Raw genomic sequence first — 18,613 nt, forward strand, 5'->3', positions numbered from 1 at the left:
CGGCCCGTACCCGGCCGATACCCGGCGCCCGCCCGGTACGGCCCGTACCCGGCCGATACCCGGCGCCCGCCCGGTACGGCCCGTACCCGGCCGATACCCGGCGCCCGCCCGGTATGGCCCGTACCCGGCGCCTACCCGGTACGGCCGTACCCAGCGGTTACCTTGCGCCCGGTAGCGCCGACTGTCAGTCGGCTGCTCTTCGCGGGAATCAAGAACAACATCAAGATCAAGAGCAGCCGACTGACAGTCGGCGCTACCCGCGCCTTCGGCGCGAGGGTCTCGGCCGTTGGCCGATCCCCGGTCCTGCCCGCTGTTGTTGTCTACCGACCAACGGTCGGTAGCTACCGCGCCTTCGGCGCGAGGGTCTCGGCCGTTGGCCGATCCCCGGTCCTGCCCGCTTCGCGGGCAGGACCTTTGATCCATGCGCGCGCTGGGGCGGGATGCCATGATCGGGGTTTGCCGTCACCCGGGAACCCCTGCTCGTGAATCCACCGCTCGTTGCTGCGTTGCTGCTCGCCCTGGCCCTCCCTGCCCACGCTGCGCTGGCAGCCCCGCCGCCGGCTGACGCCGCCGCGCCGGCCAGCCTGGCCACCGAATCGCCCGCCGATGCCGCGTTCCGTGCGATCTACGAGAAGGAATGGGCCTGGCGCCAGACCGGCGGCGGTGAAGCCAGCGAAGACAGCGACGCCCCGGCCACGGCCACCCGCATGCCCGACGTGGGTCCCGCAGCGCAGCAGGCGCGCCTGGTGGTGTGGGACGACGTGCTGGCCAAGCTCGACACGCTCGATGCCAAGGCGCTGTCGCCTGCCAACCAGGTCAACTACGCGATCTATCGCGACCAGGTGTTCAACCTCGCCGCCGACGTGCGTCTGCGCGGCTATGAGATGCCCTTCAATTCGGACTCGTCGTTCTGGTCCAACCTGTCGTTCATGGCGCGTCGCGAGATGAAGACCGCCCAGGATTACCGCAATTACATCGCGCGCCTCAATGATGTGCCGCGCTACTTCGACCAGCAGACCGACAACATGCGCGCCGGCCTGAAGCGCGGCTTCAGCGTGCCGCGCGCGGTGCTCGACGGCCGTGAAGTCTCGATCGCCACCGTGGCCGAACTGAAGGACCCGACCCAGTCGCCGCTGTACGCGCCGTTCAAGAAGCTGCCGGCCAGCATTCCCGCCGCCGAGCAGGCCGCGCTGCAGGCGCAGGCCCGCCAGGCGATCAGCGCCAGCGTCGTGCCGGCGTTCGTCAAGCTGCGCACCTTCTTCGTCGGCGAGTACGTGCCGCAGGCGCGCACTACCCTGGCGGCCGAAGCATTGCCGGACGGCAAGGCGTACTACCAGCAGCAGATCCACGAATACACCACGCTGGACCTCACCCCGCAGCAGATCCACGAGATCGGCCTGAAGGAAGTGGCGCGCATCCAGAAGGAAATGAACGAGGTCATCAAGGAGGTCAAGTTCAAGGGCAGCTTCGCCGACTTCCTGGCCTTCCTGCGCACCGACCCGCAGTTCTACGCCAAGACCCCGGATGAACTGCTGCACCGCGCGGCGTGGATCTCCAAGCGTGTGGATGGCGTGATCGGCAAGTACATGACCCTGCCGCGCGCGCGCTTCACCATCGTGCCGGTGCCGCCGGACATCGCCCCGTTCTGGACCGCCGGCCGTGGCGGCATGGGCACCTATTGGGTGAACACCTACAACCTGCCGGCGCGCCCGCTGTACAACCTGCCGGCCCTGACCCTGCACGAATCCGATCCCGGCCACGCGCTGCAGGGGGCGCTGGCCGCCGAACAGGGCGAACAGCCCGAGTTCCGCCGCAACGCCTACATTTCCGCCTACGGCGAAGGCTGGGGCCTGTACAGCGAGAAGCTCGGCGTGGAGATGGGCATCTACGAAACGCCGTACGAGGATTTCGGCCGCCTGACCTATGAAATGTGGCGTGCCGCGCGGCTGGTGATCGACACCGGCGTCCACCACAAGGGCTGGACCCGCGACCAGGCGCTGGCCTACCTGCGCGACCACACCGCGCTGAGCGAGCACGAAGTGACCACCGAGGTGGACCGCTACATTTCGTGGCCAGGCCAGGCACTGAGCTACAAGCTGGGCGAGATCGCCATCGTGCGCCTGCGCGGCGAGGCCGAGAAAGCCCTGGGCGACCGCTTTGACGTGAAGGGGTTCCACGACGCCGTGCTCAGCCAGGGCTCGGTGCCGCTGCCGGTGCTCGATGCGCAGATCCGCGCGTACATCGCGGCACGCAAAGCGCCCTGATGACGGCAATGGCCGTTGCCGATGTGCGCTGGCGCACGCATCGGCATACGGGCGTCCGCGCGCTGTTGAAACTGCTTAGTGCGTCGCATTGAAATAGAGCCGGATGATTAGGCTGGGCACGCGCGCCCTCGGGCGCGCGCTATCCCCCTAGGAGCCTGACCATGCTGGATGCCCTGTCCGCACTGAAACACCGCCTGTTCACCCCGGCCTCCGAGCGCGTACAGCGCCGTCACGAGGCCCCTGCGCTGCTCTCGCTGCGCAATCTTCCCGACAGCCCGCCCGCGCAGGCGCGCAATGCCTGCGTGTACGACGGCGTCGTCTGCCAGCGCCCGACAGCCGCCGACCCCCTGCAGCGCTTTTCGCTCGCGCCTGACCATGGCCAGGCGCTGGTCGCCCTGCAGCCACGGCATCGCAAGCTGCTGCATGGCGAATACCGGTTGCCGCTGAACTCGCCACACCGGGCCGCACTCGATGACTTCTTCTGCAAGCGTGCCGAGCTGCTGGACGAGGTGCTGGGTGTCCCGTACCGATCCACCTGCGTGTCGGCATGGCCGGATCTCGCCGCGGCCAGCCGCCAGGAAGACGTGCTGCGGCAGCTGCTGGGCAACGCCAAAGGCCTGGTGGTGGGTGAGGTCCACGGGCATGCCAGCAGGCGGCTGCTCATCGGGCACATGGCCCTGATGCGCAGGCTGGGCGTGGATACCCTGTATCTGGAACGCCTGCAGGGCGATATCCACCAGGCCGACCTCGACCAGCTGCATCGCGACGGCAGCTGCACCGGCGCACTCGGCCGCTTCCTGGCGGCACAGGACGAAGGCCACGGCACCGATGCGGTCAGCGACGCCACCTACCGCGGCGTGGTCGACGCGGCGTTGAAGGTGGGTATGCGCATCGTGGCGCTGGACCTGATGACCAGCCACCACCTGCACGGCGTGCAGGCAGCGGTGACCGACAGCACCGGCACCGCCTCGGATATCCGCATCAAGGTGTTCAACCACGTGGCCGCAACCCGCATCGCGCACGACCAGCAGCAACAGATCGAAGTGCACCACCAGCAGCAACAGATCGGGAAGACCGGCGCGCAACGCTGGGTCGCACTGGTCGGCTGCGCGCATGCCGGCACCTTCAACGGCATTGCCGGCATCGCCGAACGGCTGGGTGCCCCGAGCCTGCGGGTGGAAGACGCCAGTCCCAGCTGGAGCGACCGGATCCAGGCCGGTTGCGACCCGGGCCGGACCACCGAGCCCACCCCGCAGCGCAGCGGAGGCGGGCAGCAGTGTGACTACCTGCTCAAGGTGCCGGCTGGCGACGGTCGCGCGCGTCCGGACACGCCAGCGCCGTGCAGTGCCGCGCAGGCACAGCTTGAGCGCCAGCGCCAGCAGGCACTCGTGGCGACCGTCCCGCTGCCAGGCCACCGCTGCGCATGAACCGCGGGCGCTGCTGCGATTGTGTAACGGGCGCCGCCGTCGTTACCCTGCGCCGATGATGTCCCGCCTGCGCCATCGCCTGTCGCTCCCGCTCCGCCTGCTGATGCTGGCGGTGGTGCTGCTCGGCACGGCCGGTGGCGCGTTGGCGTCGGCGCTGGGTGACCTGCATGCGTTGTCGCATACCGACATCGTCGGCGTTGCGCATGCGACGTCGCACAGCGCGTCGGCCGAGCGCGCCGGGCTGCCGGCCGACGATGCGGACACCGCCGATGAAGACGGTAGCGAGCGCCTGCTGCATGCGCTGGTCCACTGCGGTCACTGCCATGGTCACGGCGGCGTACTGCCGCTGGCGGCGTCGGCCTGGTCGCTGCCGGCCGCACCGGCGCATGCCTTACCGGTGGGCCTGACCGCACAGCTGCTGGCCCAGCCGCCCGAGAGCCTGCTGCGCCCCCCGATAGCGGTGTGATGCCACGCGGCGCCTTGCCGCGGCTTCACCTCTGAACCGCTTTCTGGAGATTCCCATGTGGATGCGTCTGGCAGCCGTGGCTGCCATTGCGTTCGTGCCGTGCGCGTATGCGCAGGGCACCGCGCCTGTTACCCGTTCCGCCGAAGCAGCATTGCCCGTTGCAACGGCGGCGGCCTCCCCGTTGACCCTGGACGAGGCCATCGCCCGCGTCGCCCGTTACCACCCCGACCTGCGTTTGGCCGATGCCCAGCGCCCGGTCTGGGAAGCGCGCCGTGAGGCGGCCGCGTTCGGGCCGCCACTGACCGTCGGCGTTGAGCTGGAAAATGCGTTGGGCACCGGTGGCAGCCGTGGCTTCGACGCCGCCGAACTGACCGTCACCCTGGCCGGCGTGCTGGAGCGCGGCGGCAAGCTGGATGCCCGCCGGGTACTGGCCCAGGCCAATCTCGACGCGTTGGCACCGCAGCGCGAAACCGCGCGGCTGGACCTGATGGCCGCCGTGGCCCAGCGTTATCTCGCCATTGCCGAAGCCCGCGCGCAGCTTGCCATTGCCGACACCGATATCGACCAGCGTCGCCGCGCGGTCGCCGCCGCCCGGATGCGCCTGCAGGCCGGCGCATCGCCCGAATCGGTGCTGATGACCGCGCAGGCGATGTTGGCGCAGGCCGAAGTGGACCGTGATCGCGCCATGCAGGCCGACCGCGCCGCGCGTCTCGCGCTGTCGGCGCTGTGGCGTGAGCGCGAGCCCGGATTCGACGTGGTCAGCGGCGACCCGCTGCAGCTGCCTGCCCTGCAACCCTTCGATATCCTCGCCGACGAACTGCAGCGCACCCCGGAACTGGCCGTGCTGGCCGGCGAACGCCGCGTGCGCGAAGCCCAGCTGCAGCTGGCACGCACCCAGGCACGGCCGGATATCAGCTGGCAGGTCGGCGTGCGCAACAGCCGCGACAGCGGCGATACCGCGCTGGTCGGCGGCTTCAGCGTGCCACTGGGGAGCATGCGCCGCGCCGGTCCGGAGATCCGCGCAGCCGAAGCCGAGCTCGCCCTCAACGGGGTGGAACGCGATGCGCGCGCGCTGCAGCTGTACACCACGCTGGCCGAAGCCCACGGACGCTATGAAACCTCGCGGCTGGAAGTCACCCGCATGGCGAGCGATGTACTGCCGCAACTGCGGCGTGCCGAGAGCGCCGCCGAAAAGGCCTGGCGTGCCGGTGCCATCAGCTACATGGAGTGGGCGCAGCTGCAGGCCATGCGCATCGAGGCGCGGCAGCGCCAGCTCGATGCCGCCATCGCCGCGCAGACCGCACTCATCGAACTGCAACGGCTGACCGGCCAGGGTCTGCTTGCCCACGCCAGCACCGCTCCCGCTACCGCGACGGTGTCCACGGAGGACCGCCGATGAACCTTTCCATCCCCCGCGCGGCGCGCATCGCCGCCCTCCTGTTGTGCCTGCTTGCACTGGCCGGCTGTGCCAAGGAAGCGCCCACGGCACCGGCCAGCCCGGACGACGGCCACGGCGAACCCGGCCACACCGAAGCGGGCGAGGACCACGACGACGCATCGGACAGCACCACCATCCCCGCGGCGATGGCCGAACAGTCCGGCATCCGTGTTGCCCCGGTCGCCGCCGGCACCATCGCCGACGAACACGACGTGCAGGGCCTGCTGACCCCGGTGGACGGCCGCGTGGCCCAGGTGATGGCCCGGTTCCCCGGCCCGATCCGCTCGTTGCGCGCCAACGTGGGCGACACCATCAAGGCCGGCCAGGTACTGGCCAGCATCGAAAGCAACCTCAGCCTGACCACCTACACGGTCAGCGCTCCCATCAGCGGCGTGGTGCTGGCCCGCCAGGCGCAGGTGGGCGGCGTGGCAGGCGAGGGCACGCCGCTGTTCGAGATCGGTGACCTGTCTACGCTGTGGGTGGACCTGCACATCTTCGGCAACGACACCCAGCACATTACTGCCGGCGTACCGGTCACGGTGTCGCGGATGACCGACGGGGTCACCCAGGCCACCACGCTGGAACGCGTGTTGCCCGGCACCGCCACCGCCAGCCAGAGCACCGTGGCCCGCGCCACGCTGCGCAATGACGACGGCCTGTGGCGGCCGGGCGCTGCGGTGAAGGCGCGCATCGTGGTCGCGACACGGCCCGCCGCGCAGGTGGTGCCGCTCAGCGCGCTGCAGACGATGGAAGGCAAGGACGTGGTGTTCGTACGCACCGGCGAGACCTACACCGCCCGTGCAGTGCGCCTCGGCGCGCGCGACGCCAACCAGGTGGAAGTGCTGGAGGGCCTCACCCTCGGCGATGAAGTCGTCACCGAGCAGAGCTACGTGGTAAAGGCCGACATCGGCAAGGCGGGAGCGTCGCATGAGCATTGAGCACGCAATTATCCCCGGGCGTGGAGGGCATCGCCATGCTTGAGCGCATCATTGCCGCCTCCATCGCCCATCGCTGGCTGATGATGAGCCTGACCCTGGCGTTGATCGCCGTGGGCGCGTGGAGCTTCACCAAGCTGCCCATCGATGCCACCCCGGACATCACCAACGTCCAGGTGCAGATCAACACCGCCGCCCCGGGCTATTCACCGCCTGAAGCCGAACAGCGCATCACCTACCCGGTGGAAACGGTGATGGCCGGGTTGCCGCGGATGGAGCAGGCGCGCTCGCTGTCGCGCTATGGGCTGTCGCAGGTGACGGTGGTGTTCGAAGATGGCACCGACATCTACTTCGCGCGACAACAGGTGGCCGAACGCCTGCAGCAGGTGAAATCGCAGATTCCGGCCGGGCTGGACCCGCAGCTGGGGCCGATCTCCACCGGGCTGGGCGAGATCTTCATGTACACCATCGACGCCGATCCGGCGGCGCGCAAACCCGATGGCAGCGCCTACACCGCCACCGACCTGCGCACCCTGCAGGACTGGGTGATCCGGCCACAGCTGCGCAACGTGCCGGGCGTGACCGAGGTCAACACCATTGGTGGCTTCCAGCGCCAGGTGCACATCACGCCCGATCCGGCCCGCCTGCGTGCGTTGGGGTTCACTCTGGAAGACGTGGTCCAGGCCGTGGAAAGCAACAACCAGAACATCGGTGCCGGCTACATCGAGCGCAACGGCCAGCAGTTCCTGGTGCGTATTCCCGGCCAGGTCGCCAACCTGGAGGAGATCGGCAACATCGTGCTGGCACGCCGCGAAGGCGTGCCGATCCACGTGCACGACGTCGCCGAGGTCGCCGAAGGCCCCGAGCTGCGCAGCGGCGCGGCCACCCAGAATGGCCATGAAGTGGTGATGGGTACCGTGGTGATGCTGATCGGTGCCAACAGCCGCGATGTGGCCCAGGCCGCCGCAGCGCGGCTGGAACAAGCGCAACGCAGCCTGCCTGCCGGCGTCACCGTCACCGCCAGCTACGACCGCACCACCCTGGTGGACCGCACCATCCAGACCGTGGCCAGGAACCTGGTGGAAGGCGCACTGCTGGTGATCGTGGTGCTGTTCCTGCTGCTAGGCAATTTCCGCGCCGCTTTGATCACCGCCGCGGTGATTCCGCTGGCGATGCTGTTCACCCTCACCGGCATGGCGCGCGGGGGCGTATCAGCGAACCTGATGAGCCTGGGCGCGCTGGACTTCGGGCTGATCGTCGATGGCGCGGTGATCATCATCGAGAATTGCCTGCGCCGCTTCGGCGAGCGCCAGCATGCCCTCGGCCGCGACATGACCCGTGAGGAGCGCTTTGCCGAAACCGCCAGCGCCACCGCCGAAGTGATCCGCCCCAGCCTGTTCGGGCTGGGCATCATCACTGCCGTATACCTGCCGATCTTCGCGTTGTCAGGCGTGGAAGGAAAAATGTTCCATCCCATGGCCATTACCGTGGTGCTCGCGTTGAGCGGCGCGATGGTGTTGGCGCTGACCTTCGTGCCGGCCGCCATCGCCTTGTTCCTGGGCGGCCGCGTGCAGGAGAAGGAAAACCGGGTGATGGCCTGGGTGCGCCGGCGTTACCAGCCGCTGCTGGCCTTCTCGCTGCGGCGCGGGCGCTGGATGGTCGGTGGCGCGCTGGTGCTGGTGGTGGGCTGCGGCCTGCTTGCCACCCGGCTGGGCAGCGAGTTCGTGCCCAACCTGGACGAAGGCGACGTGGCCATGCATGCCATGCGCATTCCCGGCACCAGCCTGACCCAGTCGGTCGAGATGCAGACGCTGATCGAGAACCGGCTGGTCCAGTTCCCGGAAGTGAGCAAGGTGTTCTCCAAGATCGGCACCCCGGAAGTGGCCTCCGACCCGATGCCGCCCTCGGTGGCCGACACGTACATCATGATGAAACCGCGCAAGGACTGGCCGGACCCGCGCAAACCGCGCGCCGCGCTGCTGGCTGAACTGGAAGCGGCGGTGGAGCAGCTGCCCGGCAACAACTACGAGTTCACCCAGCCGATCCAGATGCGTACCAACGAGCTCATCTCCGGCGTGCGTGCCGACGTGGCGGTCATGCTGTTCGGCGACGATCTGGAGACCCTGCTGAAGGTGGGCAGGCGCATCGCCCGCGTGGCCGGCAGCGTGCCTGGCGCGGCGGATGTGCGCGTGGAGGAAACCAGCGGCCTGCCGCTGCTCACCGTCACTCCCAACCGCAGTGCGCTGGCCGGCTACGGGCTCAATCCGGGCCAGGTGCAGTCCACCGTGGCCACCGCCGTGGGCGGGCAGGTGGCCGGGCAGCTGTTCGAAGGCGACCGCCGCTTCGACATCGTGGTGCGCCTGCCCGAGACGCTGCGCCAGGACCCGGCCGCACTGGCCGACCTGCCGGTATCGCTGGCCCCGGCACTGGAAGGCGATGCCGACGAATCCAGCCAGGCCGGCGGCTGGACCAGCGGCACCGCACGCACCGTGCCGCTGCGCGAGCTGGCCACGCTGGCCAACAGCGAAGGGCCGAACCAGATCAACCGCGAAAACGGCAAGCGCCGCATCGTGGTCACCGCCAACGTGCGCGATCGCGACCTCGGCAGTTTCGTCAGTGACCTGCAGCAGGCGGTCAACCGTGATGTGCAGGTCCCCAGCGGCTACTGGATCGAATACGGCGGCAGCTTCGAGCAGCTGATCTCGGCCAGCCAGCGGTTGGCGGTCGTGGTGCCGGTCACCCTGATCCTGATCTTCGCGCTGTTGTTCTGGGCGTTCGGCTCGGTCAAGGACGCGGCCATTGTGTTCAGCGGTGTACCGCTGGCGCTCACCGGTGGCGTGCTTGCATTGGCCGCCCGTGGCATTCCGCTTTCCATCTCCGCAGGCGTCGGTTTCATCGCGCTTTCGGGCGTCGCGGTGCTCAACGGCCTGGTGATGATCAGCTTCGTGCGCAGCCTGCGCGAGGACGGCATGCCGCTGGCCGATGCGGTACGCGAAGGCGCGCTGGGCCGGCTGCGTCCGGTGCTGATGACCGCCCTGGTGGCCTCGCTCGGCTTCGTGCCGATGGCCTTCAACGTCGGCGCTGGCGCCGAAGTACAGCGCCCGCTGGCCACCGTGGTGATCGGCGGCATCGTGTCATCAACGCTGCTCACCCTGTTGGTGCTGCCGGTGCTGTACCGCTGGCTGCACCGCAGGCAGTAGCGCTACCCGGGTAGCGCCCGACCGTTGGTCGGGCGTTGCCCCTGCTCGATAAGCCGGACGGCCTTCGCTACACCATCCTCCGTCGCCATGGCCCGTCCCAATGCAGCTGCACGTGCCTGCGTGTCCGCATGCTCGGCAACGGCAATCGCCCGCCCCAATGTCCCGGTGTCCAGGCGTTCCGGCGACAGCGGTTCGGCGGCTACGCCGATCTCCCGCAATCGCGCCGCCCAGAAAAACTGATCTGCCGCAAACGGCATCACCAATGAAGGCACCCCCGCACGGCAGGCCGAATGCGTGGTGCCGCTGCCGCCGTGGTGGATCACCAGCGAACAGCGGGGGAACAGCGCTTCGTGCGGTGCAGGGCCGATGACAAACACATTCGTTGGCAGCGGACCGTCTGGAAGGCCTGCCCAGCCCGGGAACAGCAGCACGCGCCGCGGTGCCAGCGCCTGCAGCAGTGCCGGCAACACCGTGTTGCGATCAAATCCCGTCATGCTTCCAAAGCCGACGTATACGGGCGGCGGGCCTTCATCGAGAAAGGCCTGCAGTTCCGGTGTCGGCTGCCAAGGCGCATCGGGTGCACGCCATTGCCCGCACACATGGTGATTGGCCGGCCAGTCGGCAGGCGGCGGCATCAGGCTCGGCGAGATCCCGTACAGCATCGGAACGTCACGCCACAGGGTGCGTCGAGCGTTCATGCCCATCGCCCGCCGCGCTTCGTTGATGGGGCGACGGAAGGTGCGCCACACGGCCTCGTTGACCAGCCCGTAGCTGAGTTTGTTGAGCACACCGGGGAGGCGCAGCCGTGGCAGGAAGGGCGAGGCGAATGCGCGCGTGGGCGTGAGTGGAATCATGCCGGTTCCGATCACCGGTATGCCGTGGTGCTCGGCCACCGTCATGCCCACGAAGGCGGCAAGCCCGCCGGTCAGCACCGCGTCGCACCCGGCCGCGGCGGCGTCGGCCTGTCGCATCCATGCCGGCACATGCCGCGCCATCCGCGCCAGCCCGCGCGATGCCGCTGCCATGTCGTTGCCCCGCGACACCAGCGCCACCACCTCGTCATGGATGTCGCCTTCGAGCGCCGCATGCGGAACGCCCAGCGCCTGCGCGCTGCCCAGCGTGCCACCCTCGGCCAGTACCATTACCTCATGTCCAGCCGCCTGCAGCCCATGGCACAACATCACCAGCGGCCGGGTGTCGCCTTCGGTTCCATAGGTCACAGCGAGAAGTCGCATGGACGCATCCGATGATCGAAAATTGAAGTATCTCCATGCGGTGTGCAGAACGGGTCTATCCCGTCGCTGCAATCCCCGAATCTGATAGGTAGGTCAAACCTGGCGGCGATGACCCGCAGCTAGTCTCGAGCACTGGCTGGAATTGCGCTCAAGGCAGCAGACGTTGTCCTACGGTACTTTCGTTGCGGGTAATCTCCGATATGACCTGCGCCATCTGGATCCGTTCTCGGTGAAGGTGAGGGTGCACGGCGTGCTTGTCGATGTGGACGTGAGCTTCAGCTTCCATGTCTTCACCGACCAGAAGGGCAGGGGACCGTGCTTCCCGCATCATGCCGAGGAGCGCTATTTCTGCGTGAAGCGATACCAGCTCAGTCACACTGTCGCGGACTTCATGCGTGGGCCCTTCTTCGACGCTTCGGTGCGGCGGCATGTCCGTAGCATGGGTGGCGAGCCTCAGGAACAGTACTTCTGCACCGACCTGGGCCATGGCGACATCATCTGGACCCGGATATCGAGACGTGAGCGGCAGAACCGCGTGCGCGTCTGGGTGGTGAGCGCCTACAACCGCGACTGGCAGGGCATGGTGCTCCCGCGCGGTCAGGGGTTGTTCCGGGTCCAGAAAGTGTTGGCCAGCAAGCTGGGCATTCCGCGACCCTGAACACAAAAAGGCACCCCATCGCTGGGGTGCCTTGGAATTACGGTCTCGGTGAAAGTGAAACGCGTTGGCTTTCGCCTATCCCGCCGATGGCTGAGGAAAGAACGGACAAAGTCCGCCTTCGCAGCGCTACTATCCCGTCGCCGGGTCCCGATCAGCAGCACTTGGTGAAATCATGTCACGCGGGCGCGCCCCGGTACAGGGGCAAGAGCGCCACCGTTCAGGGTTCTCCTGTGGATAAGCCCTTGCCTTGCAGGGGCTGCGCGTGCATAATGCGCGGCTCGCTGTGTCCGGATTTGTCCGGATTGGTGGCCGGGAACACGTCATCCGGTCTGCCCTCGTCAGCGTAACCCTTTGATTCTCATGACGTGTGGCGGGAAACCGCCGAGGCCGCCGTCGCCCGGGCTATGGGCTGACACATACTTTCATCGAGGTGCGCAATGTCCCGCGTATGCCAAGTTTCCGGCAAGCGAGTGCAGACGGGTAACAACGTCTCGCACGCCAACAACAAGACCCGTCGTCGTTTCCTGCCCAACCTGCACGAGCGCCGCTTCTGGGTCGCCAGCGAAAACCGCTGGGTCAAGCTTCGTGTTTCCGCGCATGCACTGCGCACCATCGACAAGAACGGCATCGATTCCGTTCTGGCTGAGCTGCGTGCGCGCGGCGAAAAGGTCTGAGGAGTAGACGATCATGGCAGGCAAGCGCGACAAGATCCGTCTGATTTCGACGGCCAACACCGGTCACTTCTACACGACCGACAAGAACAAGAAGAACACCCCCGGGAAGATGGAATTCTCGAAGTACGATCCGGTCGTGCGCAAGCACGTCCCGTACAAGGAAGGCAAGATCAAGTAATCCCTCACGGGGTTGCATGATGGCCAACGAAGAACCCGCCTCACGGCGGGTTTTTTCGTTTCCGGGAGCGTGCACGCCGGCCATGGCAGAATGCCGGCACACCCCAAACGGGCGAACCGATGCTGTTCGAATGGCTGCTGGGTTCATGGCTGTTGCTGCTGGACTGGCTGATCCGGCTGGCCGCGCTGTTCTGGATTCCCAGCCGCACCACGCCCGGCGCGGCGCGCAGCTGGCTGCTGCTGGTCGGCTTCGTGCCGCTGCTGGGCCTGCCGCTGTACCTGCTGTTCGGCCACCCGTGGTTGTCGCGCCAGCGCGTGCAGCGCCAGGCCGAGGCCTCCCAGGTGATCCGCGAAGAACAGGCGCTGCAGCCACCGCTGCGCTGGAACCCGGTGCCCGATACCGCCACCGCCGAAATGGTGCCGCTGATCGAGCGCCAGGGCGACTTCATGCCCGTGCACGGCAACGCGGTGGAGCTGCTGACCGATTACGACGCCTCGCTGCAGGCGCTGATCGACGATATCGACCAGGCCCGCGACCGCGTGCACCTGCTGTACTACCTGATGTTCGACGACGCGGTGGGCGAAGCGGTCGTGCAGGCGCTGCAGCGCGCCGCCGCACGCGGCGTGCACTGCCGCCTGCTGCTGGACGCGGTGGGCGCCAAGCGCGGCCTGCGCCGCTACCGCCACCGCCTGCAGGCGCTGGGCGTGGACGTGCGCGCCATGCTGCCGGGCGGGCTGCGCTGGCGCCGCAGCGGGCGCATGGACCTGCGCAACCATCGCAAGATCGCCGTGATCGACAACCGGGTCGGCTACATCGGTTCGCAGAATCTGGCCCAGCCCGGCTTCGTGCCCGGCTATCCCAACCGCGAACTGGTGGCGCGGGTGCGCGGCCCGGCAGTCGCCCACCTGGAGGCGGTGTTCGCCAGCGACTGGTACATGGAAACCGGCCAGCGCCTGGAGGTGATGATGGTCGAGCCGGTCTGCGCCGACGACGTGCCCACCCAGCTGCTGCCCAGCGGCCCGGCCTACCCCTTCAGCAACGCGCGCGATGCGGTGAATGCGCTGATCCACCTCGCACGCCGCCGCATCGTGCTGGTCACCCCGTACTTCGTGCCCGACGAGGCCACGCTGAGTGCGCTGCGCATCGCCGCGCTGTCGGGGGTGCAGGTGCAGCTGATCCTGTCGGCCAGCAACAACCAGCACCTCACCGCCTGGGCGCAGGAGGCGTACTACGACGAACTGCTGCGCGCCGGCGTGCGCGTTGCGCTGTACGAACCGCACTTCCTGCATGCCAAGCACCTCACCGTGGACGAGGACATCGCGCTGGTCGGCTCGATCAACCTGGACATCCGCTCGTTCGCGCTCAATGCCGAGATCGGCATGCTCTGCTACGACCGGGGGCTGGTACGACAGTTGATCGGGATCGAAGACGACTACCTGCGGCAGTCGCGCCAGCTCGACCTGAAGGCGTGGCGGCTGCGGCCTGCGTGGCGACGCAGCCGCGAAGGCATCGCGCGGCTGGCCGATGCGCTGATGTAGCGCACGGGGCGTTGCGGGCGCATGTCCTACAATGCGGCCATGACCGACTCCGAACCCATGCTCCAGGCCGACCTGGCCATCATCGGCGGCGGTGCGGCCGGTGCGCTGGTCGCGCTCAACGCGCTGCGCAGCGCCACCGCGCCCGTGCAGGTGGCCCTGTTCGAGCCCGCGTCCACGCTGGCCCAGGGCATCGCCTACGCCACGCCGTGGCCGGAGCACCTGCTCAACGTGCCGGCCGGCAAGATGAGCGGCCTGCCCGAACAGCCGGGTGATTTCGTCGACTACCTGCTGCAGGCCGATGCACTGCCAGGCCTCCCGCGCGACGTACTGACCGTGACGTTCGTTCCGCGCCGCCATTACGCCGCGTACCTGCAGCATCGGCTTGCAGAAGCGCAGGCGCAGAGCCCGGCGACGCTGCACGTGGTGCACGAACCGGTCATCGCGCTGCAGCCGGGCACGCCACGGAACGTGTTGCGACTGGCCGATGGCCAGCAATGGCAGTCACGCCAGGTGGTGCTGGCCTGCGGCAACAGCATGCGCCCGTTGCCCGCGCCCGGTGCCGAGGCCCTGCCGCCCGGCCGCGTGGTGGATGCGTGGGATTACGACGGCGTGCGCCTGTTGGCCGGCGATGGCGACGTGGCCATCATCGGCTCGGGCCTGAGCATGGCCGACAGCGTGGTGGCATTAGCCACGGCGGGTCATCGCGGCCGCATCCACGTGCTGTCGCGGCACGCACTGCTGCCGCTGCCACATGCGCACGGGGGTATCGCCAAGTTCGATCCGCAGCCGCTGCTGGCGATGCCATTGCGCGCCCGCCTGCGCGCGCTGCGCGGCCATGTGCGCGACGCGGCGGCGAAGGGTATTCCGTGGCAGGGCGTGATGGACCGCATCCGTCCACTGGGCCAGGCGCTGTGGCAGGGACTTGATGCAGCTGACCAGCGCCGTTTCCTGCGCCACGTGGTGCGCTACTGGGACGTGCACCGCCACCGCATTGCCGAAACGGTGCATGCGCAGCTGGCGGAACTGGAGGAATCGGGCCAACTGCAGCGCCACCGCGCGCGGCTGGATGCGCTGCTGGTGCTGGACAGCACCCTGCAGCTGCATGCACACGGCGCCGCGGGTGGCCTGCCGCCGTTGAATGTGGGTGCCGTAATCAACGCCACCGGCGTGGAAACCCGCGCGCTGGCCATGCGCAACCCGCTGTTGCAGCAGCTGCTGGCCGATGGCCATGCGCGCCCCGGCCCGCATGGGCTGGGGTTGGACAGTGACAGTGCGGGTTTCCTGCAGGACGGGCAGGGCAGGCCGCAGCCGGGCGTGCAGGTAGTCGGCAGCCTGCGTATCGGCACCTTGTGGGAAAGCCTGGCCATTCCGGAACTGCGTGTGCAGGCCCAGCAGGCGGCAACGGCCGCGGTGGTGCGTCACGACCAACGGTCGTGACCTACCGGGTGGCGGCTGAACCGGTTGGCTGACCTGCCCCTGCTTGGCGGCCGGCGGGGTAAAATGCGCGCATGGATGTCTCCCACCTGCTCGACGGGCTCAACCCCGCTCAGCGCGAAGCTGTGTCCGCCCCGCCCGGCCACCATCTGGTGCTCGCCGGTGCCGGTTCCGGCAAGACCCGCGTACTGATCCACCGCATCGCCTGGCTCAACGAAGTCTGCGGCGTGCCGATGCATGGCATTTTTGCGGTGACCTTCACCAACAAGGCCGCCGGCGAAATGCGCCACCGCATCGACGCGCAGCTGCCGCAGGGCAGCCGCGGCGCGTGGATCGGCACCTTCCACGGCCTGGCCCACCGCCTGCTGCGCCTGCATCACACCGAGGCCAAGCTGCCCGACAGCTTCCAGGTGCTGGATTCGGACGACCAGCTGCGGCTGGTCAAGCGCGTGGTGCAGCAGCTGGAAATCGATGACAGCAAGCATCCGCCCAAGCAGATCGCCTGGTGGATCAACGAACAGAAGGACGAAGGCCGCCGCCCGCAGCACATCCAGCCCGAGCCGAACGATGCCTGGCTGGAAACCATGCGCCAGGCCTACGCGGCCTACCAGGAGCGCTGCGACCGCGCCGGCCTGGTCGACTTTGCCGAGCTGCTGCTGCGCGCGCACGAACTGCTGCGCGACAACCCGGCGCTGCTGGCCCACTACCGCTCGCGCTTCCGCGAGATCCTGGTGGACGAGTTCCAGGACACCAACGCCATCCAGTACGCGTTCGTGCGCGTGCTGGCCGGCGACAGCGGCCACGTGTTCGTGGTCGGCGACGACGACCAGGCCATCTATGGCTGGCGCGGCGCCAAGGTCGAGAACGTACAGCGCTTCCTGAAGGATTTCCCCGGCGCACAGACCGTGCGCCTGGAGCAGAACTACCGCTCCAGCGCCAACATCCTGGGTGCGGCCAATGCGGTGATCGCGCACAACCCGGACCGGATCGGCAAGGAACTGTGGACCGACAGCGGCGACGGCGAGCCGATCGACCTGTACGCGGCCTACAACGAAATGGACGAGGCGCGTTACGTGGTGGAGCGTGCGCGCCAGTGGGTGCGCGACGGCGGCAGCTACGGCGATGCCGCGGTGCTCTACCGCAGCAACGCGCAATCGCGCGCGTTCGAAGAAGCGCTGCTCTCCGAGCAGGTGCCGTACCGCGTATACGGCGGCATGCGCTTCTTCGAACGTGCCGAAATCAAGGACGCGCTGGCCTACCTGCGGCTGATGACCAACCGCAACGATGACGCCGCCTTCGAGCGCGCGGTCAACACGCCTACCCGCGGCATCGGCGACCGCACCCTGGACGAAGTGCGCCGCCTGGCGCGCAGCCAGGCGATTTCGCTGTGGGAGGCCACCATGCTGACCACCCGGGGCAATGAACTGGCGGCACGCGCGCGCAACGCGCTGGCCGGCTTCCTCACCCTGGTCAACCAGCTGCAGCACGAAGCCGGCGAGATGACCCTGGCCGAACGCGTCGACCATGTGTTGATCCGCTCCGGCCTGCGCGAGCACTGGTCGAAGGAAAGCCGCAACGCGCTGGATTCCGAATCGCGCGCGGACAACCTGGACGAACTGGTGTCGGTGGCCTCGCGCTTCGTCCGGCGCGAGGACGATGTCGAGGAAGGCGCGGAGAACATGAACGAGCTGGTGGCGTTCCTGTCCTACGCGTCGCTGGAGGCTGGCGAAGGCCAGGCCCAGGCCGGCGAAGAAGGCGTGCAGCTGATGACGCTGCACTCGGCCAAGGGCCTGGAGTTCCCGCTGGTGTTCCTGGCCGGCATGGAAGACGGCCTGTTCCCGAGCGCGCGCTCCCTGGAGGAAAGCGGGCGGCTGGAGGAAGAGCGTCGGCTGGCCTACGTGGGCATCACCCGCGCGCGCCAGAAGCTGGTGCTCAGCTACGCCGAATCGCGCCGCATCCACGGCCAGGAAAACTACAACGTGCCCTCGCGCTTCCTGCGTGAGATCCCGCGTGAGCTGCTCAACGAAGTGCGTCCGAAGGTGCAGGTCTCGCGCGGCGCCTCGCTCGGTGCCAGCCGACCGGCCGGCCACGCCGCGCTGGACGCGCCACCGCTCAAGCTGGGCGCGATGGTCACCCACGCAAAATTCGGCGAAGGCATGGTCACCGACTACGAAGGCAGCGGCGCGCACGCGCGCGTGCAGGTCGAATTCGCCGAGGCCGGCAGCAAGTGGCTGGTGATGGCCTACGCCAACCTCACGGTGATCTGACCGGGCGAGTCACGGATGACCCGCCACGTGCTGGAAACGAAGGTAGTTCCGTACCTGTAGGCCCCTGCCACTGCGGTCCGGGTACGTGAATGATGGAGGGTTATCGCAAGCGTGTAGGGAATTGCCCTATGCCGACCGGCACGCCATGGCCTCATAATTTCCCTCCGCCGGACGGCACCTCACCGAAACACCTACAAAGGAATGTACATCGTGCGAGCACTTGCGATCATCGCTGTCGTGTCCCTCATCAGTGGCTGTGGAACAGTCGCGAAGAAGGTCACCCCCGAACAGACAGCGGCATCCACCCGGTTCTACCCGGGCAAGAGCGCGGCAGAGCTGAAGTCGGCGGCAGAAAAGGCCCTGACCCTGCTCGCGCCCGACAGGATCAGGGTGGAGGTGATGGAGAATGAAGTCCGCGCCAGGCACTCCTACAGTTACATCGCCACCCAGATCGGCTACGTCGGGAGTACGACGTCGTTCTCAAAAGTGCAGGCGCAGGGGGCTACCTGGTACGACGTGACGTTCGACGAGGAAGCTGGCGGGACGCGCGCGCGTTTCACGTATCTCAACGCCGCACCTGCGGGGATGTTCCATCCTGGTCTCAAGTCGAATCTGCCGGTGACGGCCGATAACAACATTGAGGATTTCACGCTCTTCCATGACAGGATGGAGTACCTGGTGGGGCTTCGCCCGGCGTGGACGCCTTGTCCAAGCGCTCCGGTGGCTGAGCGCCAATTCATCGAACTCTGCGACCGGGCAGGGTTGCAGAACGCCGCACCCTGAACCCGATGCGGGAGGGGTAGGGACACGCATGTGAACTGACCCCCAGAAGTTGGACGCCCATCCAACCTCTGGAATTTGTTCATGATCCAATACGAAAGGCGTTTCAAACTGAAGGT

General features: G+C 67.8%; 14 protein-coding genes. 13 read left to right on the top strand and 1 reads right to left on the bottom strand.

Annotated features, from left to right (window positions below):
* The first annotated feature begins 482 nt into the window (after window positions 1-482).
* The 6 genes from ACIGII_RS16930 to ACIGII_RS16955 all read left to right on the top strand — a co-directional run bounded on the left by ACIGII_RS16930 (window position 483) and on the right by ACIGII_RS16955 (window position 9,730).
* Window positions 483-2,264, top strand: coding sequence for a DUF885 domain-containing protein (locus ACIGII_RS16930; RefSeq protein WP_399641196.1), 1,782 nt, complete (start codon window positions 483-485; stop codon window positions 2,262-2,264).
* A gap of 161 nt (window positions 2,265-2,425) precedes the next feature.
* Window positions 2,426-3,691 carry a membrane-targeted effector domain-containing toxin gene (locus tag ACIGII_RS16935; RefSeq protein ID WP_399641193.1) on the top strand — a complete coding sequence of 422 codons (1,266 nt, stop codon included), beginning with the start codon at window positions 2,426-2,428 and terminating at the stop codon, window positions 3,689-3,691.
* 58 nt (window positions 3,692-3,749) lie between these two features.
* Entirely contained in the window at window positions 3,750-4,157 is a 408-nt protein-coding gene (locus tag ACIGII_RS16940) for a DUF2946 family protein (protein ID WP_399641191.1), read from the top strand.
* A gap of 55 nt (window positions 4,158-4,212) precedes the next feature.
* On the top strand, window positions 4,213-5,556 hold the full coding sequence (locus tag ACIGII_RS16945; protein WP_399641188.1) for a TolC family protein: 1,344 nt from the start codon (window positions 4,213-4,215) through the stop codon (window positions 5,554-5,556).
* On the top strand, window positions 5,553-6,533 hold the full coding sequence (locus ACIGII_RS16950) for an efflux RND transporter periplasmic adaptor subunit (protein ID WP_399641186.1): 981 nt from the start codon (window positions 5,553-5,555) through the stop codon (window positions 6,531-6,533). The genes ACIGII_RS16945 and ACIGII_RS16950 overlap by 4 nt, the downstream gene beginning before the upstream one ends.
* Window positions 6,534-6,568: 35 nt before the next feature.
* Window positions 6,569-9,730 carry an efflux RND transporter permease subunit gene (locus ACIGII_RS16955; protein WP_399641182.1) on the top strand — a complete coding sequence of 1,054 codons (3,162 nt, stop codon included), beginning with the start codon at window positions 6,569-6,571 and terminating at the stop codon, window positions 9,728-9,730.
* A gap of 2 nt (window positions 9,731-9,732) precedes the next feature.
* Here the strand turns inward: ACIGII_RS16955 and ACIGII_RS16960 are convergent, their stop codons facing one another.
* Window positions 9,733-10,965 carry a glycosyltransferase gene (locus tag ACIGII_RS16960; protein ID WP_399641199.1) on the bottom strand — a complete coding sequence of 411 codons (1,233 nt, stop codon included), beginning with the start codon at window positions 10,963-10,965 and terminating at the stop codon, window positions 9,733-9,735.
* A gap of 163 nt (window positions 10,966-11,128) precedes the next feature.
* On the opposite strand from ACIGII_RS16960, the gene ACIGII_RS16965 reads away from it, so the two are divergent.
* From ACIGII_RS16965 to ACIGII_RS16995, 7 genes are all read left to right on the top strand, one after another.
* Window positions 11,129-11,623 (top strand): hypothetical protein, encoded by a 495-nt coding sequence (locus ACIGII_RS16965; RefSeq protein ID WP_399641179.1) that lies wholly within the window; start codon window positions 11,129-11,131, stop codon window positions 11,621-11,623.
* A gap of 437 nt (window positions 11,624-12,060) precedes the next feature.
* Window positions 12,061-12,297: a 50S ribosomal protein L28 gene (rpmB, locus tag ACIGII_RS16970; RefSeq protein ID WP_005411638.1), complete on the top strand. Its 237-nt coding sequence runs from the start codon at window positions 12,061-12,063 to the stop codon at window positions 12,295-12,297.
* A 10-nt stretch (window positions 12,298-12,307) separates the two neighbouring features.
* Window positions 12,308-12,475: a 50S ribosomal protein L33 gene (rpmG, locus tag ACIGII_RS16975; protein WP_399657585.1), complete on the top strand. Its 168-nt coding sequence runs from the start codon at window positions 12,308-12,310 to the stop codon at window positions 12,473-12,475.
* Window positions 12,476-12,594: 119 nt separating this feature from the next.
* Window positions 12,595-14,013, top strand: coding sequence for a cardiolipin synthase (gene cls / locus ACIGII_RS16980; protein WP_399641173.1), 1,419 nt, complete (start codon window positions 12,595-12,597; stop codon window positions 14,011-14,013).
* A gap of 21 nt (window positions 14,014-14,034) precedes the next feature.
* Window positions 14,035-15,450 carry an FAD/NAD(P)-binding protein gene (locus tag ACIGII_RS16985; RefSeq protein WP_399641170.1) on the top strand — a complete coding sequence of 472 codons (1,416 nt, stop codon included), beginning with the start codon at window positions 14,035-14,037 and terminating at the stop codon, window positions 15,448-15,450.
* A 71-nt stretch (window positions 15,451-15,521) separates the two neighbouring features.
* Window positions 15,522-17,714, top strand: a complete 2,193-nt coding sequence (gene uvrD, locus ACIGII_RS16990; protein WP_399641168.1) for a DNA helicase II — start codon at window positions 15,522-15,524, stop codon at window positions 17,712-17,714.
* A 210-nt stretch (window positions 17,715-17,924) separates the two neighbouring features.
* Window positions 17,925-18,497 (top strand): hypothetical protein, encoded by a 573-nt coding sequence (locus tag ACIGII_RS16995; protein WP_399641165.1) that lies wholly within the window; start codon window positions 17,925-17,927, stop codon window positions 18,495-18,497.
* Window positions 18,498-18,613 lie beyond the last annotated feature (116 nt).

The organism is Stenotrophomonas sp. NPDC077420, from assembly GCF_044543385.1.
Classification (GTDB): domain Bacteria; phylum Pseudomonadota; class Gammaproteobacteria; order Xanthomonadales; family Xanthomonadaceae; genus Stenotrophomonas.

Bases quoted from the DNA above. Each gene is read 5' to 3' on its own strand.
- ACIGII_RS16935 (WP_399641193.1), top strand. From the start codon at position 2,426: ATGCTGGATGCCCTGTCCGCACTGAAACACCGCCTGTTCACCCCGGCC.
- ACIGII_RS16940 (WP_399641191.1), top strand. From the start codon at position 3,750: ATGTCCCGCCTGCGCCATCGCCTGTCGCTCCCGCTCCGCCTGCTGATG.
- ACIGII_RS16945 (WP_399641188.1), top strand. From the start codon at position 4,213: ATGTGGATGCGTCTGGCAGCCGTGGCTGCCATTGCGTTCGTGCCGTGC.
- ACIGII_RS16950 (WP_399641186.1), top strand. From the start codon at position 5,553: ATGAACCTTTCCATCCCCCGCGCGGCGCGCATCGCCGCCCTCCTGTTG.
- ACIGII_RS16955 (WP_399641182.1), top strand. From the start codon at position 6,569: ATGCTTGAGCGCATCATTGCCGCCTCCATCGCCCATCGCTGGCTGATG.
- ACIGII_RS16960 (WP_399641199.1), bottom strand. From the start codon at position 10,965: ATGCGACTTCTCGCTGTGACCTATGGAACCGAAGGCGACACCCGGCCG.
- rpmB (WP_005411638.1), top strand. From the start codon at position 12,061: ATGTCCCGCGTATGCCAAGTTTCCGGCAAGCGAGTGCAGACGGGTAAC.
- cls (WP_399641173.1), top strand. From the start codon at position 12,595: ATGCTGTTCGAATGGCTGCTGGGTTCATGGCTGTTGCTGCTGGACTGG.
- ACIGII_RS16985 (WP_399641170.1), top strand. From the start codon at position 14,035: ATGTCCTACAATGCGGCCATGACCGACTCCGAACCCATGCTCCAGGCC.
- uvrD (WP_399641168.1), top strand. From the start codon at position 15,522: ATGGATGTCTCCCACCTGCTCGACGGGCTCAACCCCGCTCAGCGCGAA.